This is a genomic window from Bradyrhizobium sp. 2S1, from assembly GCF_011516625.5.
Taxonomy (GTDB): Bacteria; Pseudomonadota; Alphaproteobacteria; order Rhizobiales; family Xanthobacteraceae; genus Bradyrhizobium; species Bradyrhizobium septentrionale.
The window spans coordinates 3,925,992-3,946,808 of sequence record NZ_CP147717.1 but is presented as its reverse complement, the minus strand read 5'-3'; the positions used below and the strand labels follow the sequence as shown (position 1 = coordinate 3,946,808).

General features: G+C 67.5%; 7 protein-coding genes. All 7 read right to left on the bottom strand.

Annotated elements, in window-relative coordinates:
* Nucleotides 1-288 precede the first annotated feature (288 nt).
* Genes HAP54_RS18650 through HAP54_RS18620 form a run of 7 tightly spaced genes read right to left on the bottom strand, consistent with a single transcriptional unit; the run spans nucleotide 289 to nucleotide 20,633 of the window.
* Nucleotides 289-1,863 (bottom strand): (2,3-dihydroxybenzoyl)adenylate synthase, encoded by a 1,575-nt coding sequence (locus HAP54_RS18650; protein WP_224742062.1) that lies wholly within the window; start codon nucleotides 1,861-1,863, stop codon nucleotides 289-291.
* A 37-nt stretch (nucleotides 1,864-1,900) separates the two neighbouring features.
* Nucleotides 1,901-2,605 (bottom strand): class I SAM-dependent methyltransferase, encoded by a 705-nt coding sequence (locus tag HAP54_RS18645; protein ID WP_166302542.1) that lies wholly within the window; start codon nucleotides 2,603-2,605, stop codon nucleotides 1,901-1,903.
* The gene (locus tag HAP54_RS18640) at nucleotides 2,602-3,354 is read right to left on the bottom strand and encodes a thioesterase II family protein (RefSeq protein ID WP_166308004.1); all 753 of its coding nucleotides are present in this window, start codon (nucleotides 3,352-3,354) and stop codon (nucleotides 2,602-2,604) included. Before HAP54_RS18640 ends, HAP54_RS18645 begins: the two co-directional genes overlap by 4 nt.
* Nucleotides 3,354-4,436 (bottom strand): Gfo/Idh/MocA family oxidoreductase, encoded by a 1,083-nt coding sequence (locus HAP54_RS18635; protein WP_166302539.1) that lies wholly within the window; start codon nucleotides 4,434-4,436, stop codon nucleotides 3,354-3,356. The genes HAP54_RS18640 and HAP54_RS18635 overlap by 1 nt, the downstream gene beginning before the upstream one ends.
* Complete coding sequence (locus tag HAP54_RS18630; RefSeq protein WP_166302537.1) at nucleotides 4,433-5,551, bottom strand: saccharopine dehydrogenase NADP-binding domain-containing protein; 1,119 nt, start codon at nucleotides 5,549-5,551, stop codon at nucleotides 4,433-4,435. Before HAP54_RS18630 ends, HAP54_RS18635 begins: the two co-directional genes overlap by 4 nt.
* Nucleotides 5,551-11,001, bottom strand: a complete 5,451-nt coding sequence (locus HAP54_RS18625; protein ID WP_166302534.1) for a non-ribosomal peptide synthetase — start codon at nucleotides 10,999-11,001, stop codon at nucleotides 5,551-5,553. The genes HAP54_RS18630 and HAP54_RS18625 overlap by 1 nt, the downstream gene beginning before the upstream one ends.
* Nucleotides 10,998-20,633 (bottom strand): non-ribosomal peptide synthetase, encoded by a 9,636-nt coding sequence (locus tag HAP54_RS18620; RefSeq protein WP_166302532.1) that lies wholly within the window; start codon nucleotides 20,631-20,633, stop codon nucleotides 10,998-11,000. Before HAP54_RS18620 ends, HAP54_RS18625 begins: the two co-directional genes overlap by 4 nt.
* Between the last annotated feature and the right edge of the window lie 184 nt (nucleotides 20,634-20,817).

The following is a 20,817-nucleotide window of genomic DNA, read 5'->3' as shown; positions in this document are numbered from 1 at the left end:
CATCACCTGTTTCGTTGTGGTGCTGCGGCCATGCGATGAATTTGACGAATACTTCAATGGCGCACCTGGTGAAGGACCGGCGGGGCTGATTTGTCGTCAACGGCACGCGGACGCAGCGTGATGGTTGGTTGACGAAGTCGTTCGCTTCACCGCGTAAGGTGATCTCGTGACTGTCCTGACTACGAAGCCCAAAAGCGGCAAGAAAATTATCCGACTTAATGGGAGAAGGCGTCCTCGCCTTTCGAATTGAAACGTCGGTGCTTTCCAAGCTGAGTGCGACACGGATATTCACGGCAGTATCTCCTGTAGCGATACCGCAAGTTGTCGCTTGTCGACCTTCCCAATTGGCGTCAATGGAAATTGCTGTACGTGCGACAACTTATCGGGCCACTTGTGAGCGGCAATCTGGCGGTTGGCGAAAAACGCGCGAATATCGTTCAGGGTCAGAGCGGCATCGTCGCTGATGACTGCGGCATGGACAGCTTCGTCGAATCCGGCCGACGAATCGGCAAATACCGCAGCATCGCGAATAGCGGGGTGTTCCCGTAGACACGCCTCGATTTCGTCGGCAGCGATCGACTCGCCATGCCGGTTGATGACGTCCTTGATTCGCCCTTCGACGATAATATGGCCACTGGGCAATCGGCGGACGCGATCACCGCTCCGGTAGAACCCGTCCCGTGTGAACGCCTGGCGATTGTAGTCGGCAGCCCGATAATACCCACGAATTGTATAGGGACCGCGAACTAGAAGTTCGCCAATCTCACCAGCAGGTACATCCTGTCCCCGTTCATCCACGACATGCACCTCATCGTCGTCGCAGAGCGGCAGTCCCTGAGTTTCGGCGATCAGTTCCGGCAGGTCGTCCAGCCGAGTGAAGTTCAGCAATCCTTCGGCCATGCCGAACACCTGCTGCACTCGGCAGGCGAACTGAGATGCCAGATGTCTGGCCGTCGCGGCATCGAGTTTGGCGCCTCCGACCTGCAGCAGCCGCATCGAGGACAGATCAGGGCGCTCCCATTCCGCCGCCTCCAGCCAGAGTACCGCCAATGAGGGCACCAGCGCGGTCAGCGTTGCACGATGGATGGCGATGACCTCGAACGCCTCTTCCGCCGCCGAGCTCGGCGGCACGACGACGCTGCCACCCCGCTCCAGCGTGCCGAGAATCCCCGGACATCCCAGCGGGAAGTTGTGCGCCATCGGTAACGCCGCCAGGTAGCGGTCCTCGGCGGTGACACCGCACAGCGCGGCGCTGGCACGGAAATTGTAAATGTAGTCGGCGTGGGTGCGGGCAATCAGTTTCGGCATGCCGGTCGTGCCGCCGGACAACAGCAGAAGTGCAACATCCTCCGGCCGTACGGAGGGCCGTGGCAGCGGACCGGTCGCGCCGTCGGGCCAGTCGGCAAACCGCCGGTCCGGTGAAGCGAGAAGCGAGAAGCGAAGACTGGGCACCGCAGCCAGCAACGCCGGCGTGTCGATCCCCGCGTGCTCGCTGCCGAGATAGCCGACCGCGGTCGCCAATTCGGCGACATGGGTCACCTCACGCTGCCGGTGCGCCGGCAGCGCCAGCACGGGCACCGCGCCGAGCAGAAGCAGGGCCAGCAACCCGATGATGAAATCGGTGTCGTTGGGATGCTGCAGCACGACCGCGTCGCCCGCCTCAACCCCGCTCGCCGCCAGATGGCGTCCGAACCGGTCGGCGCGCGCGATCAGCGTGGCGAAATCCCAGCTGTCGCGCGCCGTCAGCAGCGCAGGTCGCTCCCCGTGCCGGCTCGCCCACGCCCGGACAATGTCCGGCAAGGTCTCGTCGCCCCAATATCCGCGCTGCCGGTACCGGACCCGCATGGCGTCGGGGTAGCGCATGTCGGGCAACAGCACGGTCCGTGGAGGGCTGGGTACGTCAGACATAGAGAACCCCCGCCTGCTGGCTGAGCCGGTCCGCCCGCAGCCCGGTTTCCTGGGCGAGATCGTCCAGTCCGAACGTGTGCCAGACGCTGGTGTTGCGGACGGTCTGATCGGGGCTCGGACCACCGCTAGCCACCCAGGTCGACGTCAGCAGCATGATGTCGCCGTCGCCGGGCTCGCCATCCAGCGTGGCTTTGTAGCTGCGGCGGCCGACGGTCTCGTTTGCCAGTGGTAGCGTCGGCAGCCGCATCGGCTTCTCGATCGGCAGCAGCTCGACGAACACTGGCGCGCCTTTCGACAGGCGCGGAAGCAAGGTCCGCCACAGCCTCTGGCGGGCGTCCAGATCCAGGTGCCCCAGCACGCCGAAGGCGATCACGGCGCCGAGACGCTCCGGAAGCGCCAGGTTCTCCACCGGCTCGGGAATGATCGTGACGCGGCGCCTGAGTTCGGGGTCCCGGGCGACCATGTGCGTCAGCACCGCCCGCATCGCCGGCGCCGGCTCAACCGCCAGGATCTCCACATCCGGCACGGTTTCCGCGACCGCCAGCGTGGTGCGTCCGGTGCCGGCGCCGATATCCAGGATCGGGGCGCCGGCCGGATCGAGCCCGCGCAACTTCTCGCGCAGCTTCAGTTCGCCCTCGCCGTGGGCGCGGGCGACCAGATCGTAGAATTCGGCGACGGGTGAATAATAATCGCTCATATCCGCTCCTCTTCGGCCATCGCCTGGCGCACCGTGGCCGCGACCTGCGCGCGCTGGCTTGCGATGAAAAAATGATCGCCCGGAAAAAAATGCACCCGGCAGTCGCCGCGCGTATATTCCGCCCAGGCCCGGGCCGCCTCGGGGCTGAGCTCCGGATCGTGTTCACCGGCGAGCACGGTGATCGGGCAATCCAGCGGCCGGCAGTCGCCGGGACGGTAGCGTTCGATCAGGCGGTAGTCGCCGCGCACGATCGGAAGCAGCAAAGCCGCAAGCTCCGGCTCCTGGGCCAAGGCCTGATTGTCCGGACTGAGACGCAGCAGCTCGGTCAGCAGCTCGGAGTCGCTCCCCTGATGAATGGTGCTGTCCAGCGGATGATGGCTCGGCGGCTGGCGGCCCGATACCACTAGGCGGCGGGGTTCGGCTCCGCGCGCGGTCAGGCGCATCGCAAGTTCGTGGGCGACGGCCCCACCCATGCTGTGTCCGAGAAGATAGAAGGGCCGGCGCGCGACATGCGGCAGCGCTTCAGTCAGAAGCTGAGCCAGCAGGGTGTCCATGTCTTCCACACGCGGTTCGCCGAAGCGATCCTCGCGGCCCGGATACTGGGCGATCGCGACTTCGGTGTCGTCGTCTAGCAGGAACGGCCAGGCGCGGAACGCGCTAGCGCCGCCACCGGCGTGGGGGAAGCAAATCAGCAGCCGCGCGGCCTGGGGCCGTGGCTGGTAGAAGCGCAGATATCCATCGGTCCGCATCAACGGTTCTCTCCAATGCCCGGTAGGAGATCCGCCAAGTTCACGGGCGGCGGTGCCTCGGGATAAATCAGGTCTGGTGAGCCGAGGGCCGTGGACACCTCGTGCCAGAAGGCAGTCACCCCGCTCGCCCATTGCGCCGACCGTGCGGCAGCCGCGGGATCGCCCCAGGTCGCGATGAATTCGCTCATCGCAAGATTGATGGCCTGCGGCCACAGGCGATCGAACACGTCGCGAAAGGTCCCGCTCTCCGTGCCCGCAAGCATCTCGCTCGACGGCAGGGAGAGCCGTTCGGTTCCGGGCCCGCTCAGCACCAGCCGGTGCGTGGCATCGCGATGGGTATGCAGCCGCGGACTCCAGATCACCGGACCGTGGGTATCGGCCAGCGCCAGAATCCCACTCTCGAATCCCAGCGTGAGCCGGTGCAACAGCAGGGCATGATTGTCCGCATCGACCGGGTGAATCTGATTTTGCACCCGCAACGTACATGGCACCCCGCCGATCTCGCCGTGGAGGCTGGTGTAGGGGCCGCAACGGGCGGGCACGAACGGCCGCAAGACCGATGGGCGAAGGCGCCCGACCGCTCGCGCCGCGACATCTAGCAGCGGATACAGAACCTGGGCGCCGCAGATGCCGTCGACGAACAACGGCGCACCATGACGGCGCAGCAGTTCCGCGGCCTGCAGAAAGCGGGCGATCGGCGCTACGGTCGGATAAAAGGCATTGACGCTGTAGCGCACGCCATGGCGGTGCGCACTGCGCAGGCAGCGCGCCAGTTCGGCCGGATGCAGCGGATGCTCTTGCAGGACGTGAATGCCGCGCGTGAGCAGTGTCTCGCTGATATCAGCGCCCGGCCCTCCCGACACACCAGCCCGCACCACGACGCAGGCAAAATCGATATCCGGCGGCAGCTCGGATAACGCAGTGTAATGCGCGATGCCGTACTGCCCGGCGTATTCGGCGGACGCCCGCGAGCCGGTCGACAGCACGCCGGCCAGTTCTACCGCGGGATGCTGCGCGAGCGCGTGCAAATAGAAGCGACCAAAACTGGTGCCGCACACGATGGCGCGTCGCCGGACGCTCACAGTGTGCCCTCCTCGACCTCGGCGAGATTCAGTGTATGGCGGCAGATGCGCGTTCCCGCATGCAACCGCTGCACTTCATCCAGCGTGCGATCCGGCGACAGCACGTCGTCGGCGAAATGCAGGCCCGGCGGAATCTCGCCGCGCAGCAGCGCTCGCAACGCCGCGGCCGCCGTTGCCGCCGTCAGCGCCAGACTGCTGTCGGTCACGATGGCGGCCCGGCGGGTTGGCCGCTGCGGCTGTTCGAGGACGAACACCATCGCGTAGTATTGACGCATGCCGAGCACATCGAGCTCCCCTGCCCGCTCGACAGCACGAACCGCCTCGCTCAGCGCCCCAGTCCTGCCGCGCAGCCCGATCAAGGTTTCCCGCAGGCGCTGACCGCTGAACACGTTGAACCAGCGCAGCGTGGTGAGCTTGTGCCGCATGGCAAGCCGCTCGGCATCGGCACTGAGATACGGCAGCACCGCAACCGTGCCTGGAAAGAAATCGAGCTGCACGTTTTCCCGCGCGGCAAGGCTGCGGCTGCGGCGCCGGCCGAGCTCCCAGCTCGCCCCGGCTTCGCCGTACCAGTAGTTGCCGATCGTCACGGCGTCCTGCGGCTGCAGCGACAGCACCAGATCCGCGGCGGCGGCGCCGGAGAGCCTTTCGACACCGCCGCTGTAGACCGTCAATGCGCCGCCCGGCTGATCGCTCAACCACGCGGGCACCAGATTGGCCAATCCGGGCAGCATCCCGGCCGACAGCAGCGCGATCCAATCCCGATTGGCGGGCATGCCGTCCTGCAGCAACGCGTGCGCCGGTCCGTCGCCGGAGACATCCACATAATGCGCGTTCTCTGCCGCGGCGGCCCGCGCCACCCGGTCGAGCACCTGATACGACGGCCCGGCGCAGTTCACCACCACCCGGCAGCCCCGGCAGAATTCCGCCAGCGCGCGATCGTCGTTCAGATCCAGCGGATGGATATCGTCGTCCCGCTGCTGTCGTAGCGCCTCGAGCGGCGTCCGCCGGCGCCCGCCCAGGCGCAACGGTCCGAGCCTATCCTGCCGCAGCCAGCCGACCACGTGATGGCCGACTTGGCCGCTCGCGCCCAGAACTCCAATCGGTCCGCTGCTCATCACGCCCCCCCGCGCCGGGTGTGCTGCGAAATCAGCGCCGCCAGTTGCGGCGCATGGGCGCGCGACAGGCAACTGAAGTGATCGCCGGCGATGTCGGCGACCACCAGATCGCCCAGACAGATGTCCTGCCAGTAGCCGGCGACGTCCTGCGGCGTGCCGGGCAACAGCGGATCGCTGGCGCGGTTGCGCAACAGCACCGTACGGCCAAGCCAGGCATCGGGGCGATGCAGGCCGACCGACGCCATGCTGTGGGCGAACAACGCGTGCTGCTGGGCGAATTCGAGGTCCGCGCCGTCCGGCTGATGATAGATGCCGTCCGCATGGCCGCCCGCGCGAAGTTGCGCCAGACGCTGGTCCAGCGGTCGCGACGACCACGCCGCGAAACTCTCCCTGACCTCGCGATGCCGGTCGCCGAGCCGATCGAACGCGTCCGGTGCGATCCCGCCGGACCTGGCTTGCAGAATCTCGGCCACCGCCGCCGCGAGCGCCGGCTCCTCGGGCAACGCCAGCCGCTGCGGCGATGCGCCGAGCGCGCGCGCGAACACATAATCCACCAGCGCATCCGCCTCCACATGCGGCGGCTGGTAGGCGCTGATCGCGACCAGTTCGGTCACCGTCTTGCCCTGTTCGGTCAGCGTCCGGGCAATCTCGGCCGCCAGCAGACCGCCGAGGCAATAGCCGATCAGGGTAAACTCGTCGCCCTGCTTCGCCAGCTCATCCGCGTAGCGCGCGGCCAGCCTGGCCAATGCGCCATCGGCGGGCAGATCGGTGAACACCTCGCGCGCCGGCAATTCCACGCCGATCCCGCGCGGCCATGCGGTCTTGTCCAACGCCTGCAACAGATGCTGGTAGGGCAGCAGATTGCCGGTGCCGGCATGCACCACCACGCAGCAGCGCCCCCCCGCCGTCTTGTCGCCCCACAGCGGCACCAGCGCCGAGCGCAGGTGCGCGGCGACCGGCTGCTCGCGCGGCGCATGGCGCAGCCGCTCCGCCAGCGCGCGGATCGTCGGTTCGCGCAGCAGATGCCGCAGCAGCACTTCCCACTCCAGCCCGGCCGCCGCGGGCAATTGCTGGCGCAGCCGGGCGATCATGCGTGACAGCAGCAGTGAATCGCCGCCCAGCGCATAGAAATCGACGTCGCAGGCGGGCTGCGTCACTCCGAGCACATGCGCCCAGACATCGGCGATCTGCTGCTCCAGCGCGTCGCGTGGCGCCGCGCCCGATACTCCCGCTGCGCCGGGCCGCGACCGCTCCGGCTGGACCAGGCCCAGCAGCGCCGCGCGATCGCTCTTGCCGCTGCGCAGCCGCGGGAGGGCATCGAGCACTTGAACCTGCGCGGGGACCATGTAGACGGGCAGCCGGTCGCGTAGGAAATCGCGCAGCGCGTCGGCGCGCAGCAGCGAGCGGTCAGTCTTGAACTGGGCGATGAAGACGCCCTGCCCAGCGGTGGCGAGGTTGCTGTCGGCGGCGGGCGCGCAATCGGCGATCACCGCGCCCGTCTCCCGAAGCCAGGCCAGCCACTGCTCGCGCGTGAAGAAGGTCTGGTCGGTGTCCGCGCGCAGGTCGCTAAATCCCGTCAGCTCCGGAAAGAACTCCATTGAGACCAGCAGCGGATAATTATGCCGCCGGAACGGCTCGATGAACACCACGCAGCCGCCTGGCGCCAGCAGCGTCGCGAACTGGCTCAGCACCTCGCCGGCATGCCGGGCGTTGTGCAGCACGTTGGCGCAGAGGATGACGTCGAAGCTGTTGGGCGCCATGCCCTGCGGGCGGGCGTCCTCGTTCATGTCGAAGATGCCGTAGTGCATCCAGGGATAGTCCGCGAACAGACGGCGCGCTTCGGTCAGGAAGAATTCCGACAGGTCGGTGAACCAGTAGTCCGGAGTAAACTCCGCGAGCGCCGGCACCAGATCGCTGGCGGTGCCCGCGACCCCGGCGCCGACTTCCAGCACCCGCAACGGCGCCGCATCGAGAGCCTTCCGACGCTGCGCCAGCGCCCGCACAGCGGCAACCACCATGCCGTTCATGCTCTGGCTGACGAGGTTGTCGCGATAGGCCGCGTGCGCGGTCCCGAGTTCACCCTGCGGAAACAGGATGGCGCGGACGTCGACCTCGCCACGCAGCAGGCCGGACAATTGATCGCTGCATACCCGGATGTAGTGCAGGGTCTGGCTGCCGTAGCCCGCCTTTCGTTCGAGCTGATCGACCTCCGACCAAACGTTGCGAACCGTGGCGTCGTCGGCGGCGATCAGGCCATGGTACAGCCCGTCATCGCACGACAGCGCGCCCGCGGCGACCAGGCCGTCGAGCCAGCGGCGCAGCAACCGCTGATGCACGGCGGCAACGCCGGTCGCCTTGTAGATCTGTGCGAGATCGAGCCGCGCCTCCGGCGTCGCGAACAGGCCGTCCCCGCGCAGACGTGCGGCCATCGCCAGAATCGCCACCCGGTCGGCGCCATGCATCAGCGCCGCAAACGCGTCGCCGTCGATCTCGTGTTCGATCGTAGCGGCGCAGTGGTGCAGCGTCTCCACCACGGCATCGGCCACCGGCTGATTGTCCCGCCCGGGCTCGACGAACGCGCAAAGCATTTTGGCACTGCCCTCGCTCAGCAGCACCTGGGCGTCCGCCACGGCGGGATGCGTCCGCAACACGCCGGCGATCTCACCGAGCTCGACCCGATGGCCGCGAATCTTCACCTGCGCGTCCTGACGGCCGAGGAACTCCATCGTCCCGTCCGGCCAGTAGCGGCCGAGGTCGCCGGTCAGATACAGGCGCTCGCCGTCGTCGCGGGTAACGAACTGCCCGGCGGTCTTGTCGGGATCGTTGAGGTAGCCCAGCGCAAGGCCGCGGCCGCTGATGGCGATCTGTCCCACCACCCAGTCGGGGCGCTCGCGCAGGCGGCTGTCGACGATGTGCATGCGCTGGTTGGCCAGCGGCCGGCCGTAAGGAATGCTCGACCAGTGCGCCTCGACCGCGGTGACCGGATGATAGATCGACCAGATCGCGGCTTCGGTCGCGCCGCCCAGACTGATGAGCCGCGCCGCGGAGCTGTGCCGGTCCAGCCGCTGTTTGAGATCGAGCGGCACCCAGTCGCCGGACACCAGCGCCAGCCGCAGGTGCGCCGGCGCCGCGGCGCCACCGTCGGCCGCATCGCACAGCATCTGCAACTGCGCCGGCACGGTGTTCCACAGCGTCACGCCATGTTGCGCGACGAGTTGCGTCCAATGCGATGGATCGGTCTTGCGCGCCTCATCGGGATAGACCAGCGCGCCACCCGCGGCCGGGATCCCGAACAGATCGTAGACCGACAGGTCGAAGCCCAGACTGGCGAGCGCCAGCACGCGGTCGTCCGCGGTGACGCCAAATCGCTGGTTGATATCCGCGACCGTATTCCAGGCGGCCGCATGAGAGATCACCACGCCTTTCGGGACGCCGGTGGAACCGGAGGTGTAGATGACATAGGCCGGCGCGTCCGGCGACACAGCCTGCACCGACGGCAGCGCGCGATCGTGCTCCGCCTGCACGGCAACGACCGGCGCCGGCAGTTCGCAGCCGGGATCGGCAATCGCGAAGCGAATGCTGGCGTCGCTGAGAATGGCATTGCGGCGCGCCACCGGCTGATCGATCTCGACCGGCACATAGCACCCGCCGCACAGCAGAACCGCCAGCGGCGCGATGGCCTGCATCCGCCCCTTGGCGCAGAGAATGGCGACCCGCTCGCCGGGACGGCAACCGGCGACGAGCAGCCCCGCGGCCAGCGCCTGTGCCGCTACCAGCCACTCGCCGTAGCTGACACACCCGCGATTGTCGTAGAGCGCAGGTCGCGCAGGATGCCGCTCCGCCTGCGTGATCAGCGCCTGATGAAGCAACGCATCCGCATGCTGCCACCCGGTCGCATTCGCGGCGCGCCGGACCGCCGCCTGCCCTTCGGGCAGCGTGATCAGATGCGCCTCGTCCAGGGCCACGGCGTCATTGGCGCTGACCCGCTCGACCAGATCGCGGAAGGACGCGAACATCTGGTCGATCATGTCCGGCGGAAACAGACCGTCACGCACGTCCCAAGCAACCAGCAAGCCATCCGGCTGTTCCGTGATCTGGCAATCGAGACTGACCTGCGGCGTCTGCGTCAAGCCGTGACGGATGGTGTAGCCGGCCGGTTGCCCGCGCCGCGCCGGGCCACCCCCCACGGTGCTGGTGAAGACCACCGGCATCAACGCCGACGTGCCGCGCCGTCGGGTCAACTCACCGAGCACCTCGAGCCCGGAAAAGCCCGCGTGGTCGAGATCGTCGAACAGCTGCCGGCCGATCGCCTGCACCCGTTCACCAAAGGTTTTCGCGGCGTCGAGATCGATCTCCAGCAGCGTGACCGAGGTAAAGTCGCCGATCACGGCGTCGATATCGGGATGCAGCGGCTCACGGCGGAAGATCGGCAGGTTGAGCGTGAAGCGACGGGCTCGGCTCCATGCTCCGAGAACCTCGGCGAAAGCACCGAGCATCAGCGCGTTGAGCGTGGTGCCGCGCGCGGCCGCCCATGCGTTCAGGCGCCCGCTCTGCGCCGCCGTCAGCGGAAACGCGCGGCGACTGAAGCGGCCGGAGTCGGCGGCGATGGCCAGCGGCAAGGCGCCCGCCATCGGCAATTCCGGTGCGGGCGGCAGCGCGTCCAGCCGCGCCAGCCAGTAGTTGCGGTCGCGCCGGTACCGTCGGCCCTGGCGCTGCGCACGCCGTGCGATGACATAGTCCCGGAAGGTCACGGCGGGCACCGGCGGCAGCTCGGCACCGGACACCAGGCGGTCGAGATCGTCGATCAGCAGGTAAAGGCTCGCGGCATCCACCAGGATCAGTTCGATCGCCAGCAGTAACACGGTCTGGCCCCGGCAGCGGCAGATGCGAACATCGAACAGCGGCCAGCGCGCGTAGTCTACCGGCGCTGCCAGCATCTCCTCGCGCAGGCGTTCGACGTATCGCTCGACCTGCGCATCGTTCAGGCCGGTGAGATCGTCGACCGGAATCGGCCGCGGCTCGATCTCATCCAGCACCCGCTGATAGCCCTCGTCCTCGATAACGACACGTAGCATGTCGTGACGGCGGATCAGATCCTGCCAAGCCCGGTCCAGCATCTGCGGGGACGTCCGCGCGGGATAGGCGATCTCCAGATAGCCGCGGCACGACACGCCGCCGTACTCGAATGCGCTGTGGCGGCCAAAGAAGTAGGCGCTTTGCGCTTCGGTCAGCGGAAACGGCTGATGGCGTCCGGCTTCATCGATGATGAACTCGCTCGACGCGCTGTCGTCGGACAGATGCTGCAGGATCGCCGATTTGTTGGTGCTCAGCCGCTGCTTCAACTCAGTGGTCATGACCCCCTGCGGAGCGCGAAAGCGCAGCTGTTCGCCCTCGTACGAGAGTTCGACGCCGAGCGCCTCGATCTCTTCGACCAGATTGATGATGTTCATAGTGACCCTTCCTCCATGCGCGCTCCGGCAGCCAGGTGTCCGGCAACCGATGCGGACAGGCCGGCGAGCGTGGCGTCGGTAAAGAACTCGCGCAGCGATAACGTGATGCCGTAGTGTTGAGAGAGCCGCGCCACCAGGCGCGTGCCGAGCAATGAATTGCCGCCCAGCGCGAAGAAGCTGTCGGTGCGTGAGCGCGGCCTTGCATCGAGCAGTTCGTGCCAGAACCCGGCAATCTCCCGCTCACGCGGATCGTCGACCTGTTGCGGCTGCTCGGACGGTTGCAGGCGAAGCTCGGCCAGCCGGCGCCGGTCGATCTTGCCGTTGGCGTTCAGCGGCCATGCCGAGACCGGCACGAGTTCGGCCGGAACGGCATAGGCAGGCAGGCGATCACGCAGGAATCCCCGCAAGTCGGCGAGGTCGGGCGCGGTCGCGTGCGGTTCGACGAACGCCAGCAGGCGGGCGGCTTCCCCCTTGCCGTCGACGATCGCCACCGCGCGGCGCACGGCATCGTGCTGCTGCAGCACCTGCTCAATTTCGCCGAGCTCGATGCGATGCCCGCGCAGCTTGATCTGGCCGTCGCGGCGGCCGAGAAACTCCAGCACGCCGTCGGGACGGTAACGCCCGAGATCCCCGGTGCGATACCAGCGCCGCGGATAGGTGCCGCCGAACTGCTCCCCGGTGAGATCGGGCGCGCCGCAATAGCCGCGCGCGACCCCCTGGCCGCCAATCCACAGTTCGCCCGGCACCCAATCAGGAGCATCGTCTCCCAGCGCGTCGACCACGCGGAAGGACTGGTTGCGCAACGGCAAGCCATAGGGCACCGATCCCCAGCCGTCGAGCGGCGTGGTGCCGACCGCCCATGCATTCGACCAGATCGACGCTTCCGTCGCGCCGCCCAGGGCTATGACCTGCGCCCGTGGCGCCGCCAGCGCGAGCCGGGCCGCGATATCGGGCGCCACCCAGTCTCCCGACAACAGCGCCAGACGCAGCGCCGGGAACGCGACCTTGCGCGCCGCCGCCATCGTCAGCGTCATTTCCAGCAACGCCGGCACGCTGTTCCACACCGTGACGCCGTGCGCGATCATCAGTTCCAGCCAGCGGTCGGCATCGCGCTGCTCGTCGTCCGACGTCAGCACCAGCGTGGCGCCTCGCCCGAGCGAGCCGAACAGATCGAAGACCGAAAGATCGAAATCGAGCGCCGATACGCCCAGAACGACATCGTGCGCATCAACCGCGAACCGCCAGCAGATGTCGTCGACCGTGTTGACCACGCTGCGATGCTCGATCTCGACGCCCTTCGGCTCGCCAGTCGAGCCGGAGGTGAAGATGATGTAGGCCAGCGCATCGGCGGTGACCTGCCCGCAGGGTTGCGCCAGCGGCGCCGTCTCCAGCGCCTCCGACAGCGCGCCCGCCCTGACGGGCGACGGAAGTACCGGCGCATGGTCGGCGAGCACGAACCGTATATCGGCCTTGGCGCACATCAGCGCCTGGCGCCGAGGTGGATGAGCGGGATTGATCGGAACATAGGCCGCCCCCGCTGCCAGCACGCCCAACACCGCGGCAACCTGCCCGGCCCCGCGCCGGCAACTGATGCCGACGCGATCGCCCGGCCTGACGCCTCGCCGCTGCAGATACGCCGCCACACTCAAGGCCTGTCGCGCCAGCGTGCCGTAACTGACCTCGCCGCTGTCCTGTGTCCACAATGCCCGGCGCCGCGGCGCCAGTCCGGCCTGACGGAAAAAGGCCTCGTGCAGCGCCTCGATCGGCGACGGGGCGGTGGTCGCGTTGACGCGATTACGCACCGCGCGCTGCGGCTCGGGGAGCGCGCGGTGCAGCGGCTGCCGCCAGTCGGCCTCGATCAGTTGATGAAGCAGCGCGAGATAGCTGTCGAACATGGCTGCGATCATGCCGTCGGGGAACAGCGACTCGACATAGTCCCAGCTCAGCAACAACCCATCGGCCAGATCGATCGCCTGATGATCGAGCCAGACCTGCGGGGTCTGCGAACTGGTGAAGTCGGGCCAGCGGGTTTCCTTCGCCAGCGCATCGGCAACGCCCAGCATGCTGGTAAACACCACCGGAACCGGACGCACTTCAGCGCGGTTGCGGCCGGCCAGTTCGCGCAACACCCGCACCGCCGAGACCTCCTGGTGATCGAGATCCTGCCAGATCTGCGCCTGCAGACGCTCCGCGCGGGTCAACCAGCTCTCGCCCGTCCCGGCCCGATACGCGGCAAGAATAAGCGACGTGAAGTCGCCGACCACGCGATTGATGTCCGGATGAAGCTCGGGACGATCGAACAGCGTCAGATTGACCACCAGTTCGGACTGTCCGCTCCAGCGGCTCAAAATCTCGCTGAAGCAGGTCAGCAGCAGCACCGACGGCGTGATGCCGGCTCCCCGCGCTTTCGCGGTCAGGCGGGACCACGGCTCGGGGGCAAGCCGCGCCTCGACACGGGCGAACCGCGGCCGTGACAGCGTCGACGGCTCCACCCGGGTCGGCAACGCCGGCGCCGGTGGCAACCCGGCCAGACGCTCCCGCCAATAATCGAGCGCGCGTTCGGACACGCCGGTCTGCACGCGCGCGCAGACGTAATCGCGGAAGCGGATCCCGATCGGCGCCAGCACCTGATCGGGCCGGTGGTAGAGCTGGAACAGCTCGGTGAGCAACGTCAGCATGCTCAACCCGTCGACCACGAGATTGTCGAACAGCACGGCAAGACGGCTTTGCGCCTCGCCATGGTGGATCACGTGGACGTCGACCAGGCCGCCCGTCCCGGCGTTCCGCGTCTGGCGCGACAGCTGGTCGCGCAGCGATGCGAGCGCGGCGGGTTGGTCGGCGACGGCGCGCAGGTCGTGAAGGTGAATGCGGCCGCCCGGCGCGGACGGCAGAACACGCTGCAGGCCTGTGTCGTCGATAACGCAACACAGCATGTCATGGCGCGCGACGAGGGTCGACCAGGCGCGCTCAAGCCGGGCGACGTCGAGGTTCTGCAGGTCATATTCGACGTAGCATTGAGCACCAATGCCGCCCAGTTCGAAATCATCCCGCCGTCCCAGCCAATAGGCCTGCTGCACATCGGTGAGCGGGAACGGCGCATGGCGCGCGGCCTCGTCGGCGACGATGATGCATGCCGTCGGCTGGTGATCGGCAACGAGTGTCGCGGCGAAGTCGCCGAGTTGCGGCTGCGTGAACAGGGCCGCCAGCGCGCCGCGATAGCCCAATCCCTGCAGGCGCGTCATCAGGCGGGTCGCGATCAGGCTGTCGCCACCGAGCGCGAAGAAGTTGTCATCCGCACCGACATCGGCGTGTCCCAGCAACTCGGACCACAAATCAGCGACCAGCCGTTCCACGGCTCCCGTGGGCCGCCGCCGCTCCGCGCCGGTGCCACCTGCGGCGACGGCCGCAAGCTGCACGGCAATCGCCACGCGATCGATCTTGCCGTTCGCCGTCAGCGGAAAGCGTTCGAGCTGGAGCAGATATTCCGGCACTTCGTAGTCGGGGAGCGTGGCCTGCAACGCGATCCTGACTCCAGCCAGATCGAGCGGTTCCGCGGCGATGACGGCCGCGCCGAGCTTGGCAGCCGCCCCTTTCAGCAGCACCGCGGCCGCCGCCTCGATCTGCGGATGACCGACCAGCGCGCCCTCCACTTCGGCGAGCTCGATGCGATGGCCGCGGATTTTCACCTGATTGTCGGCGCGACCCAGAAATTCCAGGATGCCGCTCGGGTGATAGCGCGCGACGTCGCCGGTGCGGTACCAGCGATCATCGTCCCACGCCACGAACTTCTCGTGCGTCCGCGCCGCGTCGCCACGGTAGCCCTGGGCGACGCCGCGACCCGCGACCCACAGCTCCCCCTTGACCCAGTCCGGGCAATCCCGCCCGAAGCCATCCACCACCCGGCAGCGCATATTCGCCAGCGGACGACCGTAAGGCGCGCAGGCCCACTGCGGGTCCTGCCGCGTCACTTCATGGCAGGTGGAATGGATCGCGGCTTCCGTCATGCCGCCAAGCGCGGCGAAACGCGCCTGCGGCGCGCAGCGCCACAACGCCTCGGGCAGTGCCCGTGTCACCCGGTCGCCGCCGACCATCACGAGACGCAATTCGGGTGTCAGGCCAACCTGCTCGGCGGCAATCGTGATCATCTCGACCAGCGCCGGCACCGCGCTGATCACCGTGACCTTCCAGCGATTGATGAGCCTGACCCAGGCCGCGGCGTCGCGGCGTTCCGTCTCCGAGATCACCACGACGGAGGCGCCAAGACTGAGGAACGCAAACAGATCGTAGGCCGAGAGGTCGAAATCCAGCGCCGAGAGCGTGATCGTACGATCCTCGGGGCGGATTGCGAACAACCGATCAACCGCATCGATGGTGTTGGCCACAGCGGCATGGCTGACCTCAACCCCCTTGGGCACACCTGTCGAGCCCGAGGTAAAGATGATGTATTTGATCGCCTCGGGCGGCTGCGCGACCGGCTCCTCGAGAGCGGAGCCCCCCAACGCCACGGAGAGCGGTACCACCGGCGTTTCCGCCGGCCAGTCCAGCCGCTGATGGCTCGCGTCGTCCGTCAGCACCAAGCGAACGCCGGCGGAGCGGTAGACGATCTCGCGACGTGCCGCCGGCAGATCGATGCCGGACGGGACATAACACCCGCCCGCCGCCAGCACGCCGAGCACCGCGATCACCTGGTCCGGCCCCTTGGCATGGGTGATCGCCACGCGGTCTCCGGGCCTGACGCCCTGCGCCGCCAGATAGCCCGCGACCTGCAGCGCCCGGCCGGCCAGGGTCTGGTAGTCGATGGTTGGATCAGCCGCGCAGACCAGCGCGGGCGCCGTGGGCGTGCGCCTGGCCTGGGCAAAGAACCGCAAATACAGGGGGCGGGAATCGGACCAGCCAAGGGCCGTGCTGTTGATATCCTGCCGGATGTGCTGCTGCACGGCCGGCGGCGCAAGCCGGACCGGGAGAACCCAGTTCTCGTCCACCAGCCGCTCGACCAGCCCGACATAGGCGGCGAACATGTCGTCGAGAACGCCGGGCGCGAACAGCTCGTCGACGCCGTCCCATTCCAGCACGAGACCGTCACGGGATTCCGAAACCTTGGCGTCCAGCCAGACCTGCGGCGTCTGCGTGATGGCGTAGACTTGGCGCGGAAAGGCCGGGGACAGATCGAGCGAGGCATCCTTTGGAAGACCCAGCACGCTGGTGAACACCACCGGCATCGTGGCCATGGGCTCGCCCTTGTGCCGCGCCAGCTCCCGCAGCACCCACACACCGGACACATCGCGGTGGGTGAGGCCTTCACCTTCCTGGCGCTGCAGCCGCTGCGCGGCGTCGACAAAGCCCTGCCCGCCGCCGGTCTGGTAGCCCAGCAACAGGATCGACGCGAAGTCACCGACGACGCGATCGATCTCGTCGTGGCACCGCGGACGGTCAAACAGGGTCAGGTTGATCGCCACCGCCGGCTGATTGCTCCAATAGCCGAGCACCTCGCCATAGGCCGCCGCCAGCGCCACGCTCGGCGTGATGCCGTGCTGCTGGGCGCGCTCCCTGAAGCGCCGCCAGCGGCGCGCGTCCAGCGTGCTGCTGAGACGGCGAAACCGCGGCTGCCGCAGTGTTTCCGGCGCCGACTGCAGCGGCAGCGCCGGAGCATCCGGCAGTTCGGCAATCCGGGCCTGCCAATAGCGCTGCGCGCGATCGACCCGCTGCGGATCCGGCTGATGCTGAACGACGTAGTCACGGAAGCGAAGCTTGGATGCCAATAGTCCCGTTCGGCCGTTGCTGTAGAGCTGATCCCATTCGGTGAACAGAACCATGATGCTGCGCCCGTCCAGCATCAAGCTGTCGAGGCTGACGAATACGCGCGCACGGGTTTCCCCGCCCGCGGCGTACTCCGCAACCTGGATATCGAACAGCGGCCAGCGGGTGACGTCGTAGCAAGTGTGCGACAACGACTGCCGGAGTTTCTCGAGCCGCGTCCCAGCATCCTCAGCAGATAGCTGATGCCGACGAATCTTGTAGGCCGGTACGGTTTTGAGCACGCGCTGCTGGCCCTGCTCCGTCACCACGGCACGCAGCATGTCGTGGCGGGCGACTAGGGTGCGCCAGTTGCTCTCCAGGCGCTTGACATCGAGGTCCGGCCCGTCGAGCTCGACATAAAAATGCGATCCGACCCCACCGAGCGGCATCTGCGGCGACCGCCCGATCCAGAAGGCGCGCTGGATATCGGTCAGCGCAAACGGTTCGAAGCGCTGCGCCGGCTCGGCGCGAATGATCGCCTCCGGCTCGTCCACGCGCTGCTGCAACGTGGCGCAGAACGCAGCGAGCTCCGGCTTCGCGAAGAGATCCGCCAATTGCCCGACCAGTCCCGCCTGGCGCAGTTCCGCCATCAAGCGCGTTGCGATCAGGCTGTCCCCGCCGAGAACGAAGAAGTTGTCGTCCCGCCCGACGTCCGGCGCGGACAGCAGCGACTGCCAGAAGCCGGCCACGCGCTGCTCGATCTCGCCCGCCGGCGCGCGCCGTGGCTGCGCCTCGGACCGCAACGCCTGCTCCGCCTGCCGCGTCAGAATCTTGCGGTCGATCTTGCCGTTGGCGGTGAGCGGGAATTGCGGCACTCGCTGATAGTGTTCCGGAACGGCATATTTCGGCAGCCTGGCGGCAGCCCATTCGCGCAGCTCCGCCACATCGGTATCATCGCGCAGGACCGCCAGCGCGCAGAGCTGGCGCGCCACCGGCGCAACCACAACGACGAGAACCTGCTCGACCGACGGATGGGCCGACAGCACCGCCTCCACCTCGCCGAGTTCGATGCGATGGCCGCGAATCTTGACCTGATTGTCCGCGCGTCCAAGAAACTCGATGACACCGTCCACCCGATAGCGCACGTGATCGCCGCTGCGGTACCAGCGCCGCCCGCCATGGGCGACGAACTTGTCCGCGGTACGCTCGGGATCGCCGCGATATCCGATCGCAACCCCGGGGCCGCTGACCCACAGCTCGCCTGCGACCCCGGCCGGACAATCGCGTCCGTGGCGATCGACCACACGGCAGGACATGTTGTCGAGCGGGTGGCCGTAAGGCACCACGCTCCAACCGGTCTCGTCGAGGCCCAGTTGATGGCAGGTCGAATGGATGGCGGCCTCGGTCATGCCGCCGAGCCCGACGAACGGCGCATCGTTGGTGACACGCCACCAGCGCTGCGCCAGTTCCGGCAGAATCCGGTCGCCGCCCAGCATCACCAGCCGCAGTTCGGCCAGGGATTCGCTCCCGTTGGCCGTGAGCAGCATATCGAGCAGAGCCGGCACGCAGCTGATCACGTTCACATGGCGTCGCCGGATCAGTTGCAGCCAAGCATGGGCATCACGCCGTTGCGTCTCATCGACCACGACGACGCTGCCGCCATAGGCCAGAAAAGCGAAAATGTCGTAGGCTGACAGATCGAAGTCGAGTTCCGACAACGTCAGGGTCCGGTCGGTGGCGTTGATACCGAAACGGCGGTTGACAGCATCGATGGTGTTGGCCACGGCGCGATGGGAGACCTCCACGCCTTTCGGAACACCGGTGGAGCCGGACGTGAAGATGACATACATCGCCTGCTCGGCCGGAACCTCGACCGGCTGCACCAGCGGCGCCGATTGCACCGCGTCCGCGAACAGATGCACCGGCCGCACCGCGGAGCCGTGCTCTCCTGTCCCGACCAGCACCAGCCGCACGCCTGCGCTCTGATAGATCTGATCGCGTCGCAGCTGCGGCAGATCGATGCCGCACGGCACATAGGTGCAGCCGGCTGCCAGCACGCCGAGCGCGGCAACGATCTGCGGCCATCCCTTCGGCATGGTAATCGCGACCGAATCGCCGGACCGCACGTCCTGCGCATGAAGGAACGCCGCAACCCGCAGCACCCGTTCGGCAAGGTCACCGTAGCTCATCGCATCGTCATCGCTCCAGAGCAGCGCGACGGCATCCGGCGATTGCGCGGCCCGGGCAAAGACGCGCGCGAACAACGGCTCGGGCACCGGCGCCTGACGGACCTGCTGCGGTTCGATCGGCATGACCGGCGGCGGCGCCTGCAGCGGGAGATGCCAGGATTCGGGAGCCTCCAGCAGCCGTTCGAGTTGTGCGCGATAGTAATCGAACATCGCGGCCACCACGCCTTCGATGAAGACGTCGTCGCGCACGTCCCAGTTCAACAGGACGCCGCCGCTGTATTCGGTGACCTGGGCGTCGAGCCAGACCTGCGGCCCCTGCGATATCGACCACGCCGGTTCGCCGAACTGCTCTCGGACCGCGGGCTCGTACAGATCTCCCAGCGAGAGCGCGCTGGTGAACACCACCGGCGCCAGGACCTGCTGCCCCTGCTGCCGGCGGGTCAAATCGCGCAGCACCTCGACGCCACTATAAGCCGCGTGGGCGGCAGCCTCGTGCAGGGTGTGCTGCTGCGCGCGGACTTGCTCCAGGAAGGCGCGCCGATCGGGACACGCGTTAATGAGCACCGAGCTGGAGAAATCGCCCACCAAGCCGTCGATGTCCGGGTGATCGCTTTGCCGGGAAAACACCGGCAGATTGAGCAGGAACGGATCGCCGCCGCTCCAGAGACCGACGGTCTGCGCAAACAGCGTCGTCATTGCGGCGGTGAGGGTCACGCCGTTCTGCCGGCACAGCTGGTTCAGGCGGCTGCTAGCGAGCGGGTCCAACCAGTGATGGTGGCGGACAACCCGTGGCGCGACGGCGGTGTCCTGAGTGCTTCGCAGTGGTAGTGCCGGCGGCGGCGCCATATCGTCCAGCCGCGCCTGCCACCAGGAGCGGTCCTTCTCGAGCTCGGCGTCGGGCTGCTGCCGGGCGTGCTGCAGATACTGCTCGTAGGTCAACTCCAGCCGCGGCAGAACCGCGTCGGGCTGTTCGTAGAGGAACGCCAACTCGCGGAGGATGTTGCGCAGGCTGACGGCATCACCCGCCATCATGTCGAGATCGATATGCAGTCGCGATCGCCCGTCCGGCCGACGCGACAAGGCAATCATGATTACCTCGCCCTGCTCGACCCGCAGCCGCTGGTGCGAATAACGTTGCCGCATCTCCACGAGCTGCCGGGCGCATTCGCCATCATCGAGCCCGCGCAGGTCATGCACCCTGAAGACCGGCAATCCGGGAGCCGCCAGCACGCGCTGGCGCCCGTCGGGTGTAACCAGCATGCGCAGCATGGGGTGGTGCTGAACCAGAGCGTCAACCGCCCGGGCCATTCGCTCCGGATCGAGGTCGTCACCGTCCAGCTCGGCATAAAAGTGAGCTGTCACGCCCCCGAGCTGCTGAGCGTCGCCCCGGCCGACCCAGAATGCATGCTGCATGGTGGCGAGGTCGAAGCTGTCGGGCTCGGCAGATGCGCGCGCGTCCGGCGGCGGCGCGACCACACGGCCTGGCAGATCCGACAGCTCTCGCCGCCAGTCTGCCAGCGTCCGCTTGCCGATCAGCGCCGAGAACGTGACGGCTATACCGGCCCGCCGCAGCCGGCTGGCGGCGCGCATGGTGCGGACAGAGTCGAGACCGAGACACAATAGATCGCTCTCGTCGTCGAGGCGATCAGCGGGGATGTCCAGCAGGCTCGATAGGGTCTCGACCAGAACGTCCGCATGTCCGTGCATTTCATCGTCTCCTCTGCTTGCCGCCCTCGTTCCAGGTGCGGCGGATGTTGATCCGCCGCAGCGCTGTCGAAATGTTCGGGCTCGCTCTAAAGGGCGTGCTGCTCGCGCAACTCCGGACGATTTTCCGTCGCCGGCTCAGCTCCCAGCACCATTGATCAAAACGTGATTTCCGCGCCGAGGCCGA

Excerpts from the sequence above, each read along its gene's own strand:
- HAP54_RS18650 (WP_224742062.1), bottom strand. The coding sequence starts at position 1,863 with ATGCGCTACCCCGACGCCATGCGGGTCCGGTACCGGCAGCGCGGATAT.
- HAP54_RS18645 (WP_166302542.1), bottom strand. The coding sequence starts at position 2,605 with ATGAGCGATTATTATTCACCCGTCGCCGAATTCTACGATCTGGTCGCC.
- HAP54_RS18640 (WP_166308004.1), bottom strand. The coding sequence starts at position 3,354 with ATGCGGACCGATGGATATCTGCGCTTCTACCAGCCACGGCCCCAGGCC.
- HAP54_RS18630 (WP_166302537.1), bottom strand. The coding sequence starts at position 5,551 with ATGAGCAGCGGACCGATTGGAGTTCTGGGCGCGAGCGGCCAAGTCGGC.
- HAP54_RS18625 (WP_166302534.1), bottom strand. The coding sequence starts at position 11,001 with ATGAACATCATCAATCTGGTCGAAGAGATCGAGGCGCTCGGCGTCGAA.
- HAP54_RS18620 (WP_166302532.1), bottom strand. The coding sequence starts at position 20,633 with ATGCACGGACATGCGGACGTTCTGGTCGAGACCCTATCGAGCCTGCTG.